Source organism: Paenibacillus sp. JT31N17, from assembly GCF_056269255.1.
This window is the reverse complement of the sequence record NZ_JBWDNP010000019.1, coordinates 109,346-130,011: the sequence shown is the minus strand read 5'-3', so window position 1 is coordinate 130,011 and position 20,666 is coordinate 109,346. Positions and strand designations below refer to the sequence as shown.

Below are 20,666 nucleotides of genomic sequence, written 5' to 3'. Positions count from 1 at the left end.
CCAAACAAACGAAAAACAAAGAAAAGCAGGTGTTCGCCATTCAAGCGGATACCTGCTTTTTCTTGATTATTGAAATACCCGCCTGCCGCCGACCCATGTGCCATGTACGGTCTTGAAGGATTCATCCGTCCAGACAAGGTCCGCCTGTCTGCCAACCGCAATAAGTCCAATACGCTCCTGCAATCCGAGCTGGGCTGCGGGGTTGGCGCTTGCCATGCGGCTGATTTGAGGGATGCTGAGCGGAGTATTCTCCACCATGTAACGGAAAGCATCGATCATCGTCAGCGTGCTGCCCGCGAGGTTGCCTCCCTCTTGGAGCCTGGCAACGCCGCCATGAACGTCGACGGCCAAGCCGCCAAGGTCGTAGCTGCCATCGCCCAGACCGGCAGCGGATATGGCATCCGTGATAAGAATAATCTTGTCGGCGGCTTTGGATTGGGTCAGCAGCCGTATCGCCGCTGGATGAACATGGTGCCCATCGGCAATGACCTCGGCATAGATACGGGGATCGGTCAGAACGGCTCCGACCGTCCCCGGCTCGCGGTGGTGCAGGGCCCGCATGGCATTGAAGGTATGAACGGCCTGGGTGAGCCCCGCATCGGCAGCCCTAACGATATCGGCATAATAAGCATCCGTATGTCCGCATGCCGCCACGATTCCCTGCTCAGCCAGCCAGGAGACAAGCTCAACAGCGCCTGCTTTCTCGGGGGCAAGAGTAAGCTGTTTAATCAGACCCGGATAAGCGGAATGCCATTCCTGCAGCCAGTCCAGGCGTGGAGGCGAGATGTAGGAGGGATTTTGCGCACCCGGCCACAGCTCACTGATGAACGGACCTTCGAGATGAACGCCTGCAAGCGCCGCATAGGGCATGCCGCCGTCCTTGATATAAGCGGAAGCGGCTCCGAGCACTTTTGCAATTGCGTCGTATGATGCGGTAACGGTGGTGGCGAGCATCGTGGTCGTACCCTTGGATGCATGGTAGCGGGCAATTGTATCATAGGCGGTGGCATCCGCTTCCATGAAGTCAGCCCCGAATCCGCCATGAACATGAACATCGACAAATCCGGGAAGCAGCATGCCCCTAGCGCCATCGATGATCAGAAATTCCCCGTCAGAAGGAGCGGCTTGCGATTCAGCGTCATTCATTTCGTATATCGCGGTAATAATACCGTCCTGCACAACGACGCTGCCCTCCAAGATTCGATTTTCAAGCACGATCCTTACATGGTCTATTCGCCATTTTGCATGGACAGATGTCATTAATCAAGCAGCCTCCCCGCTTCACGGTCAAGTAGGACAATTACCTTCGCATGCGTCTGCAGCAATGATGCCGGACATTCCGTCGTAATCGGTCCGGTTAAAGCTTCTTTAACAATTTCCGCCTTGTCGGCGCCCTTGACGACCAATAGTATCGTATCCGCCTTCAGGATGGAGCCGATGCCCATCGTAACCGCCTTGACCGGGACCTGGTCCACCGATTCGAAAAATCTTGCATTGGCTTCGCGCGTCTCGGCCTTCAGCTCCACGATATGAGTACCGCTCTGGAGAGAATGATCCGGCTCGTTGAAGCCGATGTGCCCGTTGTGGCCAAGACCGAGCAGCTGGATATCGATTGGCTTGGCCGCCAGAAGCTGATCGTAGCGCGAGCATTCCGCTGCCAGATCATCGGCCATTCCATCAAGCAAATGAATATGCTCACGCCGAACATCTACGTGATTGAACAAATACTTGTTCATATAATAAGCGTAGCTCTGATCATGCCCGGGAGGCAGACCTACGTATTCATCCAGATTAAAGGTTGCCGCTTCATTGAAGGAAAGCCGCCCGGCCTGATGCATCTTTATCATTTTTTCATAAATTCCTGTCGGTGTCGAGCCTGTGGCAAGGCCAAGCGTAGCCTGCGGATTATGAGCGAGCAGAGCGGCGAACAGCTCTGCTGCATGCTGATCAAGCTCTTCTTTGCTGTTGAATTGAGTAATATTCAATGGAATAGCCTCCGTTTGTCTGAAATTTATGAATGCGGCGATAATAGAAAATCGTCTCTTCTTATTGTAAAATAACACGCTTGATTTAACAATGAAAATGAATAAAAAAATCATTAAAATGAAATATTTAATCAATTATTAATAAACGAGCTTAATTTTGCCTTCGTAAAGGTTCTGAACTTGATCAAAGGGCAGATCCTATGTGATGATGGACGTATAGAATGGATCGGCTAAGGAGCAATGGGTATGACAGAGCATATCAATAGCGGTACAGAAGGTCATGAGCAGACGGCTAGGCGCAAGGGCGAGCATATCCGTATTTGTCTGGAGGAGGATGTACAGAGTATTGGAATTGATGCGGGCTTTGCCCGTTATCGTCTGCGCCACTGCGCGCTGCCGGAATTGTCGTTCCAGGATGTGGATTTAAGCGCGGAATTTATGGGAACGAAGCTGCAGGTGCCTCTGCTGATCAGCTCTATGACCGGAGGAACCGGTGAAGCCGGACAAATTAATTTGCGTCTCGCCGAGGCGGCTGAGGCCAGAGGGTGGGCCATGGGACTTGGGTCCATGCGGGCTGCCATTGAGAACGGACAGCTTGCCGAGACGTTTCGTGTCAGACGGAAAGCGCCGAGCATCCCGCTTATTGCGAACCTCGGCGCCGTGCAGCTGAATTACGGGTACGGCATCGACCAATGCCGGCAAGCGGTTGAGCTGGCGGAGGCCAGCGCTTTGGTGCTGCATCTTAACAGCCTGCAGGAGGTATTTCAACCTGAAGGAGATACGGATTTCCGCGGTCTGCTCGGCAGGATTGGCGAGGTGTGCAGACAGGTTGGCGTTCCTGTCGGCATCAAAGAGGTCGGTTGGGGAATAGACGGCGATACAGCCCGGGCATTGGTTGATATCGGGGTATCGTTTATTGATGTTGCCGGAGCGGGCGGAACCTCATGGAGCCAGGTGGAAAAATATCGCGTTCGCGATCCGCTGCGGGCAGACGCAGCGGCCGCTTTTGCCGATTGGGGGATTCCTACCGCTGTATGCGTGCGTGAAGTCCGTGAGCGTCTCCCCCATACCTGCCTTATCGCCAGCGGTGGATTGCATACGGGCGTGGACGCGGCCAAAGCAATCGCGCTTGGCGCAGATTTGGCCGGATTCGGCCGTACGCTTCTGGCTGGAGCTGCAGGCTCCGAATCCTCAATCCTTAAGCCGGAGGCGGTCTATCATCAATTGGAGCGGATCGAGTTCGAGCTTCGCGCCGCGATGTTTGGGATAGGGGCGTCTTCGCTTCAGTTTTTACGGGGAACGGACCGTCTTGTAAAGCTGGCCTGAATTTGAGTAAATCCCTCATCTGCAGTCTTGCGCTGACCAGGGCAGGTGCAGCGGGCTGGCCAATATTGCCGCAGTAAAGGTGTATTCTTTCTCTGTTATGATTTCCCGTCAGCCTGGTATAAATCTAATGGATGCAGTTGCTGCCACGAAGAAGAGTGGATACAATATTGCCTGAAAGCAGCTTGACGTTAAGTCGCATCAGGGTACATTCATAAGATAAATGAAATGTAAAATTGGCTCATACTTTGCTTATATTTCAGAGGAGGGAACTTGGCTTAGCCGACAAAGAACGGCGGCAGCCGGATCTTCTTGCGGGTTATCGCATGGATGGGGAGGAATGAGGAATGACTGCTTGGTATGAAAAGAGCTTCGGTTCTGATTATATGATTGTGTACCGTCATCGTAATTGGGAGCAGGCCGTCAGAGAAGTTGAGCGTATGAGCAGCTGGCTGTCGCTTCCCGGAGCTGCGAAAATTCTGGATATTGGCTGCGGAACGGGCAGACATTCTCTGGCGCTTGCGAGTCTCGGTTACTGCGTGACCGGTGTCGATCTGTCAGAAGTGCTGCTGGAGCAAGCGCGAGAGCATGATAAGGAAGGGCAAATTGAAGCACTTATCCACGGCGATATGCGCCGTCTCCCCATACCGGATGGCAGTTTCCGGGCGACAGTCAATTTATTTACTTCCTTTGGCTACTTTGAAGATGAGGCCGACAACCATCGGGTGCTGAAGGAAATTCGCAGGGTTCTGACGGAGAATGGCCAGTTTCTCATTGATTTTCTCAACCCGGATTATGTCAGAAACCATCTTGTCCCCCATTCCCGGCGTGTAGACGGGCCAACGGGACTGCTGATCGATGAAGTCAGGAAGATTATGAATAATTGTGTCAGGAAGCAAATTACCATCCAGCCCGAATCCGACAGTAAAGCTGCCCGTGTATATGAAGAGCGCGTCTGTTTATTGTCTTTGGAATGGTTTGAGCATGCACTTGCGGAGGCAGGGTTGGCCATGGGGCGCGTATACGGCGATTATGAGGGAAATACATATGATAAAATGGAATCTCCGCGGATGATTATGACAGGGAGGGTGTCCTCTTGACCCAAGCAGCAACTGCGGTCTGGCCTGAAGGCATCATTCAGGTCAAGGTGCCGCTGCCGTTCTCTCTGAAATGGGTGAACAGCTATCTAGTGCCTGGACAGCAAGGCTATACGTTAATCGACCCGGGCTTGCATACACCGGATGCCGTCCTGGCATGGAATGCGGCTCTGAAAGCTCATGAGATCGCGTATGAACAGATCCACACCATTATGCTGACTCATCAGCATCCCGACCATTACGGGCTGGCAGGCTGGTTTCAACAGCGTACAGCGGCTCCCGTGCTGATGTCGGAACAATCCCATGCTTATGCGGTGCGGCTTTGGGGAAATGATGATTCCTTCTCGTTGGAACTGACAAATCTATATGCCCGTCACGGTATGCCCGCAGAGGTATTGAACGATATTGCTCCCCATCTGGCGGCTTTCCGCGAGAGGGTATCCCCACAGCCGGAAATTACTTATATTTCTGCTGGAGATATGCTCCGGATGGGGAACAGGAGCTGGCTTGCCATCGATGCGCCGGGACATGCGCGAGGCCAGCTGTGCCTATATGATTCCGCGGAGCGGCGGATGTTTTGCGGCGATCAGGTTCTCCCGGATATTACGCCCAATGTGAGCGTAGTGCCCGGGGAAGACGGAGATCCCCTGCAGCAGTTTCTGGACAGTCTTGTCCATCTGCGGAGCTATGAGGTGGAGCTGGCTTTTCCGGGTCACCGGGATCCGTTTACCCGCTTCGATGACCGTGCTGCCGAGCTGCTGCTTCACCATGAGCGGAGATTGGCGCAGATCGCGAGTCTCCTGGAAGCAGAACCTTGCAGCGGTTACGACCTGTGCCAGAGACTGTTCGGCGCACGAATCTCGGGAAATACGCATAATTTGCGTTTTGCGATGTCTGAGACGCTTGCCCATTTGTTTCATCTGGAGATTCGGGGACAAATCCACAGCAGAACGCGCAATGGGATGATCATCTTCACTTCCTGACGGCAGAAGCTGCAATTAACCAGCCCGGCGTAGACTTGGATTTATCCCATTCATTTGCCCAAAGGAGCTTATTTTTGTATGCATATATCCCGTTCAGAATCACACCAGCACATTAAAAAACGAAAAGCCCGGCGAATGCGAAGGCTGTTGCTGCTCAATCTCTCTATGCTGGTTGCGATCTGCATCATTATCGGCGTGTATCTCATGGTCAGCCATGATAAACAGCCCAGGCTTGAAGGCGCTTCCGGCAGTGTGGGCACGGAGCCGACGAATCAGAATGCAGAGACTCCCGGGAATGAGAATGCCGCCGGAAACGGCAGCGGGGAGAATGGCAGTAGCGGCTCTGCTAACCCGGATGGAGCTGCGGCCGGTGCAGGAAACGATAATTCGGCATCAGGCGGCGGTTCAGCCGTGGGCTCTGATGCTGCTGCCGGTTCATCTGGTGGAACAGAATCGGCAGGCTCCGGCATCACCCCTTCCGGGGCAGTTGAAGAAGCTCCTGCGGATCGGCCAACTGGAAAACCTGCAGGTTCATCAACCGGTAACGGTTCTCCCGGTCAAGCTGACGAAGGTTCGTCAGCGGGAAGCGGATCCTCCGGTCCATCCGGTACGGATTCGTCAACAGGAAACGGATCCTCCGGTCCATCCGGTACGGATTCATCAACGGGAAGCGGCTCCCAGAATCCGTCAGGAGCGGGTTCGTCTACCGGAAGCGGTTCTTCGGACCAATCTGGCGAAGGAAGCGCGGATGACGGGCGTACAATCACGCTTGGTTTTGTAGGCGATATTTTGCTTGCCGGCTCAGTGGATAAGCTGATGCAGAGCAGCGGCTACGATTATCCGTATGCCAAGTCGCTGTCTTTCCTGACGGAGCCTGATCTGATGGCGGGTAATCTCGAAACCCCCATCACGACGCGCGGAGTTCCGGCTGAGGATAAGCAGTACGTGTTCAAAGGGTCCCCGAAATCGCTCCCGGCATTGAAGGAGGCGGGATTCGATCTGGTAAGCCTGGCCAACAATCATACGCTTGATCAAGGAAAAGAAGGTTTGCTTGACACCATCGGCCATCTGGAGGAAGCCGGGATGCCGAATATCGGCGCAGGGAATAACGAGACGGAAGCCTATGCGCCGGTCTATCTGGAAGCCGGCGGCATCAGCGTAGCTTATATCGGCCTGACCAGAGTTGTTCCGGAAGCATCCTGGAAAGCGACAAGCGATCACGCGGGCCTTGCGGAAACCTATGACTCCACACGCGGTGTAAAAGCGATTCAGGAAGCGAAAAAACATGCGGATCTGGTTGTTGTTATGGTTCACTGGGGAATCGAGCGTTCGGATAATCCCAACGCGGACCAGAAGCTTCTGGCCCATACGTATATTGATGCCGGTGCGGATCTGGTGATCGGCAGTCATCCTCATGTTCTGCAGGGCTTCGAGACCTACAAAGGCAAATGGATTTCCTACAGCTTGGGCAATTATATTTTCAATATGACAGCGACGGATAAAACCAAGGACACCGGGGTGCTGAACGCAGTCTGCACCGGCAGCGGAGACTGCACCCTGAAGTTCAATCCCATGCGTGCCGTCGCTTCCCAGCCAACGCCGCTTGAGGGAGAAGAGGCGCAAGCCCTGCTTAAACGTCTGTCGGGTATTTCCTTGAATGCCTCTATTAATTCAGAAGGGTATGTGAGCGCCAAGTGAGTGCTTTGCTTAATCCATGTGTAGCCCATCGGGGAGCTTCCGGCCTTGCGCCGGAAAATACAATGGCTGCGTTCCAAAAAGCGATGTCTTTTCCTTTCATACAGTGGATTGAGCTTGATGTCCAGCTGTCACGGGGAGGAACGCCGATTGTTATTCATGATTCCACTTTGAACCGGACAACAAGCGGCGCCGGTCCGGTGGGGGATTTTACCACCACCCAGCTGTCGCGCCTGGATGCGGGGAAATGGTTCTCCAAATCCTTCGCCGGAGAACGGGTGCCGCTGCTGGAGGAGGTTCTGGATGCGACGGTAGGCAGATGCAGATTGAATATTGAGCTGAAGACCCACGGCGGCCGCTATCCGGGAATGGAGCGCCGTGTCGTGGAACTGCTTTATGAGAAGGAACTGCAGTTTGACACGGTGATCACCTCCTTCGATCAGCAGGCGCTGCGGACGGTAAGAGAACTGACCGCCGAGGTGCGGACAGGTCTGATCACGGAGGTTGCTCCGCCTTCTCTGGCGGGTGATCTGCGTGCCCTGGGAGCTTCCTTTCTCTCCATCGGCTATAAACGGGTAACGCCGGAGCTGATGAAAGAGATGCGCAGCAAGGGAATAACCGTGATGGCCTGGACCGTCAACGATGTGTCAGCCATGAAGCGTCTGGCGGCCATTGATCCCGAGCTGATGATCTGCACGAATTACCCGGACCGCTTCGCCGAATTATTGTAAGAGCAGCTGTAAACAATGAAACCGGCTCACCTACAGGTGGCCGGTTTCATTGTTTTGATCATGCTCATCGCGGTACCGCTCGCGTATTTCCTGCAGCTTGGGCAGCTGCTCCATGAAGATCCGGACAAGCTGCGGGTCAAAATGGCGTCCGCTTTCTTCCCGGATCAGCTCAAGAATGCGGCCGAGCTCCCAGGCACTCTTATAGACCCGCTTGCTGCCCAGAGCGTCGAATACATCGGCAATGGCGGTAATGCGTCCGTACAGATGAATAGCCTCGCCGCTGATGCCTCTTGGATAGCCGGAGCCGTCCCATTTCTCATGATGCTCATAAGCGATGATGGCAGCCGTTTTGAGCAGCTGGCGGCCTGAGGCTTTGAGCAGCTGGTAGCCGATGTCGGTATGCTGCTTCATCAACTCGTATTCTTCTGCGGTGAGCTTGCCCGGCTTTTGCAAAATGGCGTCGGGGATGGCTACTTTCCCGATATCGTGCATGGGCGACACAATCTTGAGCTGCTCCGCTTCCTCCACAGACAGCCCGCAAGCAAGAGCCAAGACATAGGAATATTCAGATACCCGTTTGACATGGTAGCCGGTTTCCTTGGAGCGGCTCTCGCCGATTTGGCCCATCGTATATATAATTTCCCGCTGGGTGGCCTGGATCTCTTCCTGCAGCATAACGGATTCCAGAGATTTGCCCGCATAGGCTGCGGCCAGCTTCAGCTGCTCCAGGTCTTGTCCGGTGAAAACGCCGCTCGCGGTAAGCTTGTTGATGGCTTGATACGCGCCGATGATACTGCCGTCATTACCGACAAAAGGCACCGTAATGACCGATTGGGTCCGGTACCCCGTCCGCCTGTCATTCTCGGCATTATGTCTTGGATCGCGGTAAGCATCCTCAATCAGCAGAGATTCGCCTATGGCGATGGAATGTCCGACGATTCCTGAGCCCAGGGGAACCCGGATTTCGTTCACTCCGTGCGCAACCGTGGTGAATAATTGCTGATTGGCATAATCGATCAGCCATACGGTGCATCTGTCGGCCAATATCATTTCACGACCCATGTTCGCCATCAGCAGAAGGACGCTGCTCAGGCTGCGCTCTCTGCCGATTTTTGCGGTATAATCGAATATGATACGAAGCAGTTCCCCGGGGCTTCGCTCATTAGAGGTTGAACGTGCCTGCGCATCCGCATCGTTAGGGTCTTTGTTCAAAGGTGGACACTCCTTGGTGAATAGTGGATCATTCAACGTGACCATTTCTACGCAGCCTCGGGTGAATCCTGCTTTGGCCGGGTACAGGATTGAGAATTAGAATATAGAAACAAAGCAAAGAGGAGGCTTTTTGGCATGGTCGGATGGGTTGACGCTTGGTGGCTTCGTCTTGCGCTTGGCTTGCTGGGCAGCGGGATCATTGCGCTGGCTGCCTACAGGGTGCGCTCTTTATCAGGATCAGGTGCCCTGGCGGCCATTATTATGGGGACAAGCTATGTAACGCTTGGCGGCCCGCTGTGGTTCGGCGCGTTAATGGTGTTCTTTGTAACCTCCACGGCTCTATCCAAATTCAAACGGAGGCACCGGGCGAAACAGGACGCCGAAGCGAATTATGCCAAAGGAAGCCGGCGCGATGCCGGGCAGGTCTGGGCAAATGGCGGTCTGGGCCTGATTTTGTGCGCCGCGCATGCCATATGGCCGGACCCGTTATGGCTCTACGCGTTCGTGGGCGTTATGGCATCCGTCAACGCGGACACCTGGGCTACCGAGCTTGGAGCGCTCAGCCGGGTGACCCCGCGGGCCATACTCGGCGGCGCGCGCGTTCCCGCCGGAACAAGCGGCGCGGTTACGCCGCTTGGCAGTATGGCTGCCCTTGCCGGGGCAGCCGTGATCGGGGCTGCTGCCGCTCTTCTTATATCGCCATGGGTTACCGGCGGGCTTGGAGAGGTGCTGCCGGGCGTGCTTGTCGCCGTAGGCTGTCTCGCTGGAACGGCGGGCGCCTTAGCCGATTCACTTCTCGGAGCGACGGTGCAGGCGATGTACCGCTGCCCCGTCTGCAGTGTGCAGACCGAGCGTGCCGAGCATTGCGGTGCTGCGGCGAAGCGGATCAGCGGGTATGGCTGGATGACCAATGACGCGGTCAATTTGTTCTCATCCGCAGCCGCCGCTGTGCTGGCCGGAGTGATCGGCATCCTGATTGCCTAACGGCAGTCAGGCATTCCGTCATAATTTTAAGTGCAATCAGGTCTTTATTCTGTATAATAATGGGTTGACAGCGCATTCACGCAACGAGTATTCTAACTCTGACATAAGCTTAAGCTTCAAAATGGATGAATTGTAAAAGTTTGAAAGCCAGTCAATCCATCAGAGAGGAGCTTGACCGCAATTGAACATGGAAACGTCTGCGCTGCTTGCGAGGCAGCAGCAACAAGAACCGATTCTGCGGGCGGTTAATGTGAAGAAAGTATTTGGCCGGGGCGAGACGGCGGTTACAGCCGTTAAGAATATTCATTTGGATATTGCTGCAGGTTCTATGGTTGCGCTCAAGGGGCGCTCGGGCTCAGGCAAGACGACGCTGCTTAATTTGCTGGCCGCGCTGGATCAGCCGACCGAAGGTTATGTGCTGTTTAACGGACAGGAGCTGTCCAGACTGCCGGAGAAGCAGCGCAGCGTCTGGAGACGCTCCCAGCTGGGACTTGTTTTTCAGGCATTCGGATTAATACCTCTGATGTCCGCTTATGAGAATGTTGAATTCGCCCTGCGTATCGCCGGAACCGATAAGAAGCTCAACAAGGAGCGTGCCGAGACTGCGCTTGAGTGGGTGGGCATGAAGTCGCGCATGAAGCATCGTCCTCCCGAATTGTCGGGCGGGGAGCAGCAGCGTGTGGCCATTGCAAGAGCGATTGCGCACGAGCCCTTGCTGCTGCTTGCCGATGAGCCGACGGCGGAGCTGGACAGCCGGATGGGGCTCCAGGTGATCAAGGTATTCCGCGATCTGGTGGAGCGGCGCGGCATGACCGTAGTTATGACGACCCACGATCCGGGCATTATGGAAATCGTCGACCATGTCATTGCATTGGAGGATGGGGAGATTGTCGCTGAACCTAATTCATAGCCGCCGCAAACGGCTGCTGAAGCAATCGACGCTGCTGCTGCTCGCAGCTTCATTATTATCGGGCTGTTCCCTGCTGCCCGGGGGAGAAGAAACGCTAGCACCCCCGCTTATCAAGCCGGCGCAGGAGAAATTCGATTCCGTTGAAGTGAAGAAAGGGACCATCGAACGGTTCTTCTCAGGAACCGCAGTAGTGGCTTCCAAACACAGCATACCGCTATTTTATAAAGATAACGGAAGATTGAAGGAAATTCATGTCAACCAGAACGATGTCGTGAAAGCCGGCCAGCTCCTCGCCGAGCTCGATATGGGCGATCTGGATCTGCGCATCAAGCTGCAGAAGCTGAATCTTGAGCGGGCCACGCTGGAATTTTCCAAGGTGAAGCAGGCGGGGGCGGATGCGGGCGAAGTCAGACTTCGCGAAATCGACAGGGAGCGCGAGCAGATTTCGCTGGATTCCCTGGAGCAGGAGGCCGAGGCGGCCAGGCTGACCGCGCCGATCGATGGAATCGTCACCTACAAGGATACGATTGCGGCAGGAGATAGTGTAACCGGTTACAAACCGCTGGTGAGCGTCTCTGATCCGAAGCAGCTCTACCTGGTATGCGAAGCGGAGGATCCCAAAACGATCTCGCCGATCCAGTTTCACATGGACGTCGAAGTGACCGTGGACAGTACGAAAATCATGGGGAAGGTGGTTCAATCCCCTTCCAGCGCTCCTTTTACCGATAACAAGGAGCAGGCTGAGCGCAATGCCAAGCTGCTTTATATTGAACTGAACGAACCAAGCAGCAAGCTCGTTATGGGAGAAACCGTTCAGCTTCACATCATGCTGGAGAAGCATGACGATGTTATCGTGCTTCCGCGCAGCGGTCTGCGCACCTATTTGGGACGAACCTATGTGCAGGTGCTTGACGGCGATCGCCGCAAGGAGGTTGACGTGGAGGCGGGAATCATGACTGCGACGGAAGTGGAGATCGTCAAGGGACTCGAGCCCGGCGAGCAGGTTATCCTGAACAATTAATCCGCGTGCTGCCTGACTTAAGGGACAAGAAGAGGTGAAACGACGATGGCCTTATGGACGATGATTTTTCGCAAAATGGCGAAGAATCGTTGGCTTCAGCTAAATTTGTGGTTCGGCTTGACGATTTGTGTCGCATTGTTCAGCTCTATGCCCTTATACTCCCATGCCATACTCCAGCGCACGCTCACCAAGGAGCTGCAGCAGCTGCAAAAGGATCAGAATATATACCCCGGCTATATCCGCGCGGCTACATCGGTATCTCCGGGTGAAAGGACTTTCGATCAAACCCGGAACATGATTGCCCAGGCGGACCGTTATATGGAAAATGCGCCAAAGCGCTTCGGACTGGACGCCCAGTCTTACCTGGTGTCCAGGTCCACACAGTCCTTCCGCGTATTTCCGGCGGATGGCTCTGAGCGCGAGCTGAAGGAAATGAACGTCAGCGGAAGCTTCCGGACCCTGACTGATTTGGAGGAGCGCGTCCGCCTGATCGATGGGCGTTTTCCCGATCCGGGCCGCAGCGACGGAGTTTATGAAGCTGTCGTCACGCAGAAGTTTATTATTGATCTGAAGCGGGATCTGGATCATGAGTTTGTTTATACCAACAAAGACACCGGTGAGAAAATCCGGGTGCTGGTGGTGGGGCTGGTTGAGAGCAGTCAGCAGAATATCTACGACCAATTCAACGTGGAGAGCTATAACTCATCGTTCTACATACCGTTCGAACGTTTTGAGCAGGATTTTGTCCAGAAGGAAAGCGTGCTCAAGCTCTCCAGCATTACATGGCAGTATTCGCTTGATTATGAGCAGCTGAACATCGATGATATCGCCAATTTCACGGGCCAAAGCCAGGCGATGACCAATTATTTTACGATGCGTCTTGGCATCGCTTCGGTCGATATTCCGGCGAAGAATCCCATCCAGTCGTACACGGAAAAGAAGGAAAAGCTCGACATCATGCTGTGGTCGCTGTACTCGCCGGTGATGTTCATGCTCGCTTTCTATCTGTATATGGCGGCGAATCTCATCATCGAGCGGCAGAAGACGGAGATCTCAGTCCTCCGCAGCCGCGGAGCGAGCCGGCTGCAGATCATGCTGGTGTTCACCGTGGAAAGCGTGATTCTGGGGCTGCTGGCCCTGTTGATCGGACCTTTCGTAGGCGTGTACTTCACCAAGATCCTCGGAGCCTCCAACGGCTTCCTCGAATTTGTGCAGCGTTCGTCGCTCGATGTTGCCTTAAACAGCGCCTCATACAAGGTTGCGGCGGCAGCTGTGGTCGGTTCGATTATCCTGATTCTTGTTCCGGCATTTCTGGCAACGCGGATTTCGATTGTCGGACACAAGCAGCAGCTCGCCCGCTCCAGCAAAATGTCCTTCTGGCATAAAACTGGCATCGACCTGATTCTGCTGGCGGTTTCGATTTATCTGCTTGTCGGCTTCAATAAGAGGTTGGATCAGCTGCAGCAGCTTGCGCTTGATCCTACTGCTCTGCAGGTCGACCCGCTCTTGTTCTTTATGCCGGCACTGTTTGCGCTTGGCTGCGGCTTGCTGCTGCTGCGTATTTATCCATGGCTGATAAAGCTGATCTATTGGATAGGGCGAAGGTGGTGGACCCCCGCCCTGTATTCCACGCTGCTGCAGATCAGCCGCTCGTCCACGCAGTATTTGACGATCAAGGTGTTTCTGATTATGACCGTTGCCATGGGACTGTTCAGCGCCAATGCCGCGAGGACCATCAACGGAAATATGGAGGATGCGATCCACTATACGACCGGATCGGATATTCAACTGCAAATCCACTGGGATAACGATGCTCCCCCGCCTGCAATGTCAGGCGGGCCGGGAGGCGCCGAGTCCCCCGAGGACGCAGCCGCAAAGCCGAAAGTCATAACCTACACCGAGCCCTCCTTTATCCAGATGACGGAGCTGGCTGGGGTGGACAAGGCGGCACGCGTATTCCGCAAACCGGATGCCAGCTTCAGTGCAAGCGGCGGGGACAGCGCAACTGCGCTATACGGAATTGATACCCTTGATTTTGGCAATGTGGCCTGGATGCGCAGCGGGCTGCTTGATCATCATATCAACAGCTATCTGAACCTGATTGCATCCGATCCGAAGGCTGTGCTGATCTCCAGATCAATCGCGGACAAGTACCAGGTGAAGCCGGGTGATCCCATATCTGTCAAATGGAGCGGATTGGACAACGCCGGGTTTACCGTGTATGGCATCATTGATTATTGGCCGGGCTGGAATCCGCTGCCCGTTGGCGGTGTCAGCGAAGATCAGGATGATGAAAATGTCCGGCTGCCGAATCTGATTGTCGGGCATCTATCCTACATCCAGAACCATCTGGCTCTGGAGCCGTACGAGGTTTGGATCAAGCTTAAGGAAGATGCAACCAGCAAAGTGATTTATGATGACCTGATAAAGAAGGAAATCCCTGTCGAAGAGCTGGTGGATGCCAATCAGCAGCTGATCCGCTCCAAAAATGATCCGTTCCGGCTTGCCATCAACGGCGTCATGACGCTTGGTTTTGTCATATCGATGATGATCAGCTTCTTCGGCTTTCTGCTCTTCTGGGTGCTGACGTTGGCCGGACGTACGCTGCAATTCGGGATTCTGCGGGCGATGGGCATCTCGTTCATGCAGATTATCGGCATGCTGCTCAGCGAACAGCTGCTCACCTCGGCAGCGGCCATTCTCATGGGCGTGTGGATTGGAAATACGGTGAGCGACTTGTTCGTTCCGCTGTTCCAGCTGTCCTTCAGCGCCGCGGAGCAGGTGCCGCCGTTCGAGATTATTCATCAGCTGAGCGATTATGTACAGCTGTACAGCGTGGTTGGCGTGATGCTGCTCATCGGGCTCATCGTTATCGGAGTAAGGGTCTCAAGAATGAAAATTACGCAGGCGCTTAAGCTTGGGGAGGATTAAGCTTATGATCCATTGCGATGGACTTGTCAAAATTTATAAGACAGATGATCTTGAAGTTGTCGCCCTGCAGGGGCTTGACCTGCATGTGCAGGCTGGCGAGTTGATGGCGATTATCGGCAACAGCGGCAGCGGCAAATCGACACTGCTCAATATGCTGGGGGGCCTTGACCGGCCCTCAGCCGGTACGCTGCTTGTCAACGATCAGGATCTGCTGAAATTCGCGGAACGCGATCTGGTCAAATACAAGCGCGAAACCGTCGGATTCGTCTGGCAGAGCAATGCCCGCAATCTGATTCCCTATCTGACGGCGCTGGAGAACGTGGAGCTTCCCATCCTGCTCAAAGGCCGCCGCAAGCGCCTGCGCGCGTTGGAGCTGCTTGATGCTGTTGGACTCAGCCACCGGATCAAGAACCGGCTGAGCGAGCTCTCAGGCGGCGAGCAGCAGCGGGTGGCAATAGCCATAGCGCTGGCTAATGAACCGAAGCTGCTGCTCGCCGACGAGCCTACGGGCTCGCTGGATACGCGGATGTCGGATCAGATTCTGGATCTGTTCCGGGAGCTGAACCGGAAGATCGGCATTACAATCGTTATTGTCACGCATGACCCGCTGCTTGCCCGGAAGGTTGACCGTGTTGTGGCGATCCGCGACGGCAAGACCTCTTCGGAGATCATCCGCCGCCAATCATACGCGGAGGAGCTGGCGGAGCTTGAGAGGGGCGGGTTATTCAAGCAGGAAGCAAGCCATGTCGAGTATGCCGTGATCGACAAGGCGGGGCGACTGCAGATTCCTGCCAATTACCTGCAGGCGGATGAGTTCAAGGAGAAAAACAAGGTGCGGGTGGAGATGGAGGAAGGACGAATCGTTCTGTATCCGCCGGAGGACTAAGGCCTGCTGTTCATACGTAAGAGTCAATCGTAAACCATAGCACCATCGAAAAGAAGTCCCACCATTAAACGGAGGGACTTCTTTTCGATGAATACGTAATAGATAACACGGTGAGCCGTGCTTATTTCGTCAATTCTTCCATCTGCGCGATAAGCTCTTCAAACACGCTCATCGCCTGCTCAATCGGCTCAGGCGTGGACATGTCGACGCCGGCCTTCTTGAGGATATTGATGGAGAAATCGCTGCCTCCGCTTTTCAGGAAGCCAAGGTAGCGGTCAACGGCAGGTGCGCCCTCTTCGATAATTTGCTTCGAGAAGCTGGTGGCTGCAGAGAAGCCTGTCGCATATTTATAGACATAGAAGCTAGTGTAGAAGTGGGGGATACGGGCCCATTCCATTTCGATATCCTTGTCCACGACCATGTTCGGGCCGTAATACTGCTTGTTGAGCTCATAATAGATTTTGCTGAGCTGATCCGGGGTCAGCGACTCGCCTTGCTCGGCTTTCTCGTGAATAATTTTCTCGAATTCGGCGAACATCGTTTGACGGAAAACCGTTGTCCGGAACTGATCCGCATAATAGGTGAGCAGGTACATTTTTTCCTTCGGATCGGTTGATTTCTTCAGCATATAATCCATTAGAAGCGCCTCGTTGAGCGTTGAAGCGACCTCGGCCAGGAATATTGTATACTGCGCATCGCGGTAATCCTGATTGCCGTCGGAATAATAAGAGTGAAGCGCGTGGCCCATCTCGTGCGTCAACGTGAACATGCTGTTCAGATTGTCTTTATGATTGAGCAGCACATAGGGATGCGTGCCGTAAGCGCCCCAGCTGTAAGCGCCGCTGCGTTTGCCTTCATTCTCGTAAACGTCGATCCATCTGTCCTGGAAGCCCTTATCCAGCACCTGCAGATAGTCCCTGCCCAGCGGCTCAAGACTCTCTTTGACCGTTTCCTTGGCCTGCTCGAAGCTGATGTCCATCTTGAATTCATCGACAAGCGGAGCGAACAGGTCATACATATGAAGCTCATCCACCTTGAGCAGCTTCTTGCGCAGCTCCATGTAGCGGTGCATCAGCGGCAGATGCTTATGCACGGCATCGATGAGGTTGTTGTACACCTCTTTGGGAATGTTGTCGCCATAGAGGGACATTTCCAGAGTAGACGGATATTTGCGGGCGCGGGAGTAGAAAATGTTCTTGGTCACATTCGCGCTGAGCGTCGAAGCGAGCGTGTTTTTCAACTTGCCGTAGGTGTCGTACATAGCTTTAAAGCCGTTTTTGCGAACCTCGCGGTTTTTGCTTTCCAGAAACTGTATGTAACGGCCCTGCGTCAATTCCACTTCTTCGCCATTCTCATCCTTGACCTTGGGGAACTTGAGATCTGCGTTATTCAGCATGCTGAAAATCGTGCCCGGCGCCTGGCTCACATTCCCGACCGCAGCGAGGAGAGCTTCCTCGGATTTGGATAGAATATGGGCTTTCTCCCGGCGCATTTCTTCCAGCGTATGACGGTATTTGGCCAAGTCGGAATTGTTGATCATTGCTTCGAGATCGGCATCGGAGAGACTCAGAATCTCAGGCGTTATAAAGGACAACGCTTCTCCTGTTTCGACGCTGAGCTTCTTGGATTTCTCGGATAAAGCCTGGAATTCGGCCTCAGCCGTGTCTTCATGATGCTTCAAATTGGCATACACATAAAGCCGCTCCACATGCTGCGACAGCTCATCCTCAAGCTCAAAGCAGCTTTTCACTTGTTTGGGGTCGGCAAGCTTGCCTTCGAAGGCATTGACTTTCTTCATCAGTTCCTTCGCGTGCGAATATTCCTTGTCCCATGCAGACTGGCTTTCGAACAAATCTTCCAGCTTCCAGCTGTTCTCAGGCGCGGTTTCGGAACGTTTGGGTACGTGGTTCATCGGAATCCCCCTCGGTTGATTAATAGATGACGGAACTGCGGGTACAGAAGCGGGCAGGTGCAAGGACACGCTGCTGGCGGGCAGCAGGGACAACGACAATACAATGGGAAGCCACTTCATGATTGAGGTTCACGCTCCTAGGTACAGTCTGCACCTAGTCTTGCCCGTGAACAGTCTCGTTATGACCCCATCGTAGTTAAACTATAAACAATCAAGAAAAAAGCAAACGCGATAAATACAATTGCGGCGATTGCGAGGCCTCTTCGCAGGCTCGCGGGTATGTTGTTGCGCTGCATAATGATCAGGATGCCCAGCGAAAAAGCCGCGACGATAAAAATAATCGTAGCTGTCGTATCCAATTTCTTTCAAGCTCCCTCCGCACAACCTATTCAGCCGGCAGGCCGGTTATGACCTGCCCTTGTATGTCTTCGATATGCAGGATGAATTTTCCTTCAATCCTACAGGAAGAAACATGCCCCGGCATCTGCACTAGACAGAGCGGAAGCCTTCCATAATCGCTGCAAGCTCTTCCTCGCGGCCTTCAAAGCTCTCGGGCTTAAAGCGGTTCTCGGCCCAGTGGAGCATTTCCGGGCGGCTGACGAATGTGTGGCATTCCTCGCCCCATTGATCGGAAATTTCACGGACGATCAGCGTTTTCCCCTGAACCTCGACGTTCAGCATATTATACTTGTCCGTTTTATAAATTTGTACTTTCTTAAACATACGGTACATTCCCTCCAGCATAGTGGCGTATCCATCAATCATAGCGAATACAGGGGGTAGAAATCAAATAAGTTTCGTGATAAAATTTGTTCACCTTTTTAGCGGAGTACGTGATACTCCTGGTTTTGAAAGGGGAAGAGAGCATGTAGCCGGGTTTTGAGTTGAGATGAGCCGAGCAGAGGAGAGAAGAGAGATGAAGAAAAGGTATGAACAGGTCGGCGTTGCAGTGACATGCCGGGGATTTGAGGAGTATGTGAGGATGTTTGATTTATCTGAGGATGAGCTTAAGGCAGGAGAAATTCTTGACATTGCATCTGGCGGTTCGTCCTTCACAGCGGATGTAAGCGGCTTGGGCTTCAAGGCGATGGCGGTTGATCCGCGGTATGCGCTTGACCCGGCAGTGTTACTCGCCGAAGCTGAGGCGGAAATATCCCTCTCGACGGCTAAGCTTGAGGGTCTCACAGATCAGTTCGATATGTCCTATTACGGCAATATGAGCAATCACAGAGCCGGGCGCGAGAAGTCGCTTGGACGGTTTGCCGCCCATTACGGTGATCCCGAGGCAAGAGCGCGATGTTATGCGGCTGGAAGTCTTCCCGCACTGCCCTTTGCGGACCGGCGTTTCTCCCTTGTTCTGTGCAGCCACTTTCTGTTTTTATATGAAGAACAATTTGATTTTGCTTTTCATAAGCAAGCGGTTCTGGAGATGATGCGGGTTTGCCGTCCAGGAGGAGGCATCCGCATCTATCCCCTAATGTCTCTAAGCGGTGAGATATACCCGCATCTGGATGCGCTTCTTGAAATGATTCAGGCTGAAGGCGGAAAGGCGGAATTGTTCCGGACCGGACTTCCTTTTATTCCCGGCTCCGAGAGCGGATTGTTTATCGGGATGTAATTGCAACTGCCCCATATTAGGTGTATAATGGAAACACACGTCATTTAATGACGTTATTTTAGGAGGTTGTTCAATTGACAGGAACAGTAAAATGGTTTAACGCAGAGAAAGGCTATGGTTTCATTCAAGTCGAAGGCGGAGAAGATGTATTCGTACATTTTTCGGCAATTCAAGGAGATGGCTTCAAGTCGTTGGATGAAGGTCAGGCTGTAGAATTTGATATCACTGAAGGCAATCGCGGAGCACAAGCTGCCAACGTCGTGAAGTTGTAGGAACGGACACAATCGCACAAACACATGTCCCAACGTATATAAAACCCGACAATTTATTGTCGGGTTTTTCTTATGGGAGGCCTGGAATGTTCGCAGACTGCTTGCGCCAATGCCCCGAGCGCTTTGACCCCGAGGCTTGCATGATGATAAAATGAGGGTTGGAATTCACCTTAAGGGGAGCGATTTGAAAATGAAGTTCAAGTTGTTTAAAGACCGCAAAGGCAAGGCCGACCAGGCTAAAAATAATAAATTTGTCAAACTCGCCCGCGAAATCTATGTACATGCCCGCAAGGGAGGACCTAATCCGGAATCCAATTTTGCTCTCAAAACGGCGATAACCGCGGCAAGGGCCGAGCAGATGCCGGTTGATAATATCGAGCGTGCCATCAAGAAGGCGGCAGGAAGTACAGATGGCGTGGATTACGAAGAAATCATGTACGAAGGTTATGGCCCCGGCGGCGTGGCCATTATGGTGCGCTGTTTGACCGATAACCGCAACCGGACGGCTGCGGATGTCCGCTCCATCTTCAACAAGCGGGGCGGCAACATGGGGGAGTCCGGCTGCGTTGCCTACATGTTTGATCAGAAAGGGCTGATCGTCATTGACCGGGAGCAGAATGACACCGATGAAGATACGATGATTATGATGGCGCTCGAAGGCGGAGCGGAGGATGTTATCGTGAATGACGACAGCTATGAAATTCTCACCGACCCGCAGGAGTTTGAGCGGGTGAAAGGGGCGCTTGAGCATGACGGTTACGGGTTCAGCAGCGCCGCTGTCCGCTGGCTGCCTCAAAACACGATCAAAGCGGAAGGCGAGAATGCCGAGAAGCTGCTCAAGATGATGGACGCTTTTGAAGACAATGAAGACGTGCAGGATGTTTTTGCCAACTTCGAAATTGATGAGGATGAATAGAAGCCTCACGGACGGACTCCGATTGTTCCGATTGTTCAAATACGGCTCGTCTTGTTACTGCTTTTATAGTCCAAACCAGCCCCTTCCGGCTTCGCGGCTTTTGATCGCGAACAGCCGGCAAGGGCTTTTTTTATACTTTGTTTAGAACTTATTTAGAAGGAATTATGAACTGAATCCTACAATGGGAAGC

The 20,666-nt window shown here is 53.5% G+C and carries 19 protein-coding genes; 13 read left to right on the top strand and 6 right to left on the bottom strand.

Features of this window, described 5'->3' with window-relative positions:
* Window positions 1-66: 66 nt before the first annotated feature.
* Both nagA and nagB read right to left on the bottom strand, forming a co-directional pair.
* Window positions 67-1,260 carry an N-acetylglucosamine-6-phosphate deacetylase gene (nagA, locus tag AC0YOB_RS34065; protein ID WP_475796556.1) on the bottom strand — a complete coding sequence of 398 codons (1,194 nt, stop codon included), beginning with the start codon at window positions 1,258-1,260 and terminating at the stop codon, window positions 67-69.
* On the bottom strand, window positions 1,260-1,985 hold the full coding sequence (nagB, locus tag AC0YOB_RS34060; protein ID WP_475796555.1) for a glucosamine-6-phosphate deaminase: 726 nt from the start codon (window positions 1,983-1,985) through the stop codon (window positions 1,260-1,262). The genes nagA and nagB overlap by 1 nt, the downstream gene beginning before the upstream one ends.
* 246 nt (window positions 1,986-2,231) lie before the next feature.
* Between nagB and fni the strand changes: the two genes are divergently transcribed.
* The 5 genes from fni to AC0YOB_RS34035 all read left to right on the top strand — a co-directional run bounded on the left by fni (window position 2,232) and on the right by AC0YOB_RS34035 (window position 7,814).
* Complete coding sequence (gene fni, locus AC0YOB_RS34055; RefSeq protein ID WP_475796554.1) at window positions 2,232-3,311, top strand: type 2 isopentenyl-diphosphate Delta-isomerase; 1,080 nt, start codon at window positions 2,232-2,234, stop codon at window positions 3,309-3,311.
* Between the two features lie 344 nt (window positions 3,312-3,655).
* Window positions 3,656-4,408, top strand: coding sequence for a class I SAM-dependent methyltransferase (locus AC0YOB_RS34050; RefSeq protein WP_475796553.1), 753 nt, complete (start codon window positions 3,656-3,658; stop codon window positions 4,406-4,408).
* Entirely contained in the window at window positions 4,405-5,388 is a 984-nt protein-coding gene (locus AC0YOB_RS34045) for an MBL fold metallo-hydrolase (protein ID WP_475796552.1), read from the top strand. Before AC0YOB_RS34050 ends, AC0YOB_RS34045 begins: the two co-directional genes overlap by 4 nt.
* Before the next feature lie 135 nt (window positions 5,389-5,523).
* Complete coding sequence (locus AC0YOB_RS34040; protein WP_475796551.1) at window positions 5,524-7,086, top strand: CapA family protein; 1,563 nt, start codon at window positions 5,524-5,526, stop codon at window positions 7,084-7,086.
* A gap of 5 nt (window positions 7,087-7,091) precedes the next feature.
* Complete coding sequence (locus AC0YOB_RS34035) at window positions 7,092-7,814, top strand: glycerophosphodiester phosphodiesterase (RefSeq protein ID WP_475796569.1); 723 nt, start codon at window positions 7,092-7,094, stop codon at window positions 7,812-7,814.
* A 30-nt stretch (window positions 7,815-7,844) separates the two neighbouring features.
* On the opposite strand, the gene AC0YOB_RS34030 is transcribed toward AC0YOB_RS34035, so the two are convergent.
* Window positions 7,845-9,026: an HD domain-containing phosphohydrolase gene (locus tag AC0YOB_RS34030; RefSeq protein WP_475796550.1), complete on the bottom strand. Its 1,182-nt coding sequence runs from the start codon at window positions 9,024-9,026 to the stop codon at window positions 7,845-7,847.
* Between the two features lie 135 nt (window positions 9,027-9,161).
* Between AC0YOB_RS34030 and AC0YOB_RS34025 the strand changes: the two genes are divergently transcribed.
* The 5 genes from AC0YOB_RS34025 (at window position 9,162) to AC0YOB_RS34005 (ending at window position 15,758) form a co-directional block, all read left to right on the top strand.
* Window positions 9,162-10,010, top strand: a complete 849-nt coding sequence (locus tag AC0YOB_RS34025; protein ID WP_475796549.1) for a DUF92 domain-containing protein — start codon at window positions 9,162-9,164, stop codon at window positions 10,008-10,010.
* A 187-nt stretch (window positions 10,011-10,197) separates the two neighbouring features.
* Entirely contained in the window at window positions 10,198-10,920 is a 723-nt protein-coding gene (locus AC0YOB_RS34020; protein WP_210046940.1) for an ABC transporter ATP-binding protein, read from the top strand.
* The gene (locus AC0YOB_RS34015; RefSeq protein WP_210046912.1) at window positions 10,898-11,941 is read left to right on the top strand and encodes an efflux RND transporter periplasmic adaptor subunit; all 1,044 of its coding nucleotides are present in this window, start codon (window positions 10,898-10,900) and stop codon (window positions 11,939-11,941) included. Before AC0YOB_RS34020 ends, AC0YOB_RS34015 begins: the two co-directional genes overlap by 23 nt.
* Window positions 11,942-11,986: 45 nt before the next feature.
* Window positions 11,987-14,872, top strand: coding sequence for an ABC transporter permease (locus AC0YOB_RS34010; RefSeq protein WP_475796548.1), 2,886 nt, complete (start codon window positions 11,987-11,989; stop codon window positions 14,870-14,872).
* Window positions 14,873-14,876: 4 nt separating this feature from the next.
* Window positions 14,877-15,758: an ABC transporter ATP-binding protein gene (locus tag AC0YOB_RS34005; RefSeq protein WP_475786001.1), complete on the top strand. Its 882-nt coding sequence runs from the start codon at window positions 14,877-14,879 to the stop codon at window positions 15,756-15,758.
* A 121-nt stretch (window positions 15,759-15,879) separates the two neighbouring features.
* Here AC0YOB_RS34005 and pepF read toward each other — a convergent pair whose 3' ends face one another.
* The 3 genes from pepF to AC0YOB_RS33990 form a co-directional block, all read right to left on the bottom strand.
* Complete coding sequence (pepF, locus tag AC0YOB_RS34000) at window positions 15,880-17,670, bottom strand: oligoendopeptidase F (protein WP_475796568.1); 1,791 nt, start codon at window positions 17,668-17,670, stop codon at window positions 15,880-15,882.
* A gap of 179 nt (window positions 17,671-17,849) precedes the next feature.
* Complete coding sequence (locus AC0YOB_RS33995; protein WP_210046916.1) at window positions 17,850-18,029, bottom strand: hypothetical protein; 180 nt, start codon at window positions 18,027-18,029, stop codon at window positions 17,850-17,852.
* 130 nt (window positions 18,030-18,159) lie between these two features.
* A complete protein-coding gene (locus tag AC0YOB_RS33990) occupies window positions 18,160-18,393 on the bottom strand; it encodes a hypothetical protein (RefSeq protein ID WP_210046917.1) in 234 nt (77 codons plus the stop codon).
* Between the two features lie 193 nt (window positions 18,394-18,586).
* Between AC0YOB_RS33990 and AC0YOB_RS33985 the strand changes: the two genes are divergently transcribed.
* The 3 genes from AC0YOB_RS33985 (at window position 18,587) to AC0YOB_RS33975 (ending at window position 20,476) form a co-directional block, all read left to right on the top strand.
* Entirely contained in the window at window positions 18,587-19,288 is a 702-nt protein-coding gene (locus tag AC0YOB_RS33985; RefSeq protein ID WP_475796547.1) for a methyltransferase domain-containing protein, read from the top strand.
* Between the two features lie 74 nt (window positions 19,289-19,362).
* Complete coding sequence (locus tag AC0YOB_RS33980; protein WP_188993153.1) at window positions 19,363-19,560, top strand: cold shock domain-containing protein; 198 nt, start codon at window positions 19,363-19,365, stop codon at window positions 19,558-19,560.
* A gap of 190 nt (window positions 19,561-19,750) precedes the next feature.
* On the top strand, window positions 19,751-20,476 hold the full coding sequence (locus AC0YOB_RS33975) for a YebC/PmpR family DNA-binding transcriptional regulator (RefSeq protein ID WP_210046919.1): 726 nt from the start codon (window positions 19,751-19,753) through the stop codon (window positions 20,474-20,476).
* Window positions 20,477-20,666 lie beyond the last annotated feature (190 nt).

What these genes read in the sequence shown, in the direction of transcription:
- AC0YOB_RS34025 (WP_475796549.1), top strand. Translation starts at nt 9,162, where the DNA reads ATGGTCGGATGGGTTGACGCTTGGTGGCTTCGTCTTGCGCTTGGCTTG.
- AC0YOB_RS34040 (WP_475796551.1), top strand. Translation starts at nt 5,524, where the DNA reads ATGCGAAGGCTGTTGCTGCTCAATCTCTCTATGCTGGTTGCGATCTGC.
- AC0YOB_RS34020 (WP_210046940.1), top strand. Translation starts at nt 10,198, where the DNA reads ATGGAAACGTCTGCGCTGCTTGCGAGGCAGCAGCAACAAGAACCGATT.
- AC0YOB_RS33990 (WP_210046917.1), bottom strand. Translation starts at nt 18,393, where the DNA reads ATGTTTAAGAAAGTACAAATTTATAAAACGGACAAGTATAATATGCTG.
- AC0YOB_RS33985 (WP_475796547.1), top strand. Translation starts at nt 18,587, where the DNA reads ATGAAGAAAAGGTATGAACAGGTCGGCGTTGCAGTGACATGCCGGGGA.
- AC0YOB_RS34005 (WP_475786001.1), top strand. Translation starts at nt 14,877, where the DNA reads ATGATCCATTGCGATGGACTTGTCAAAATTTATAAGACAGATGATCTT.
- fni (WP_475796554.1), top strand. Translation starts at nt 2,232, where the DNA reads ATGACAGAGCATATCAATAGCGGTACAGAAGGTCATGAGCAGACGGCT.
- pepF (WP_475796568.1), bottom strand. Translation starts at nt 17,670, where the DNA reads ATGAACCACGTACCCAAACGTTCCGAAACCGCGCCTGAGAACAGCTGG.
- AC0YOB_RS34010 (WP_475796548.1), top strand. Translation starts at nt 11,987, where the DNA reads ATGGCCTTATGGACGATGATTTTTCGCAAAATGGCGAAGAATCGTTGG.
- AC0YOB_RS33975 (WP_210046919.1), top strand. Translation starts at nt 19,751, where the DNA reads ATGAAGTTCAAGTTGTTTAAAGACCGCAAAGGCAAGGCCGACCAGGCT.
- nagA (WP_475796556.1), bottom strand. Translation starts at nt 1,260, where the DNA reads ATGACATCTGTCCATGCAAAATGGCGAATAGACCATGTAAGGATCGTG.
- AC0YOB_RS34050 (WP_475796553.1), top strand. Translation starts at nt 3,656, where the DNA reads ATGACTGCTTGGTATGAAAAGAGCTTCGGTTCTGATTATATGATTGTG.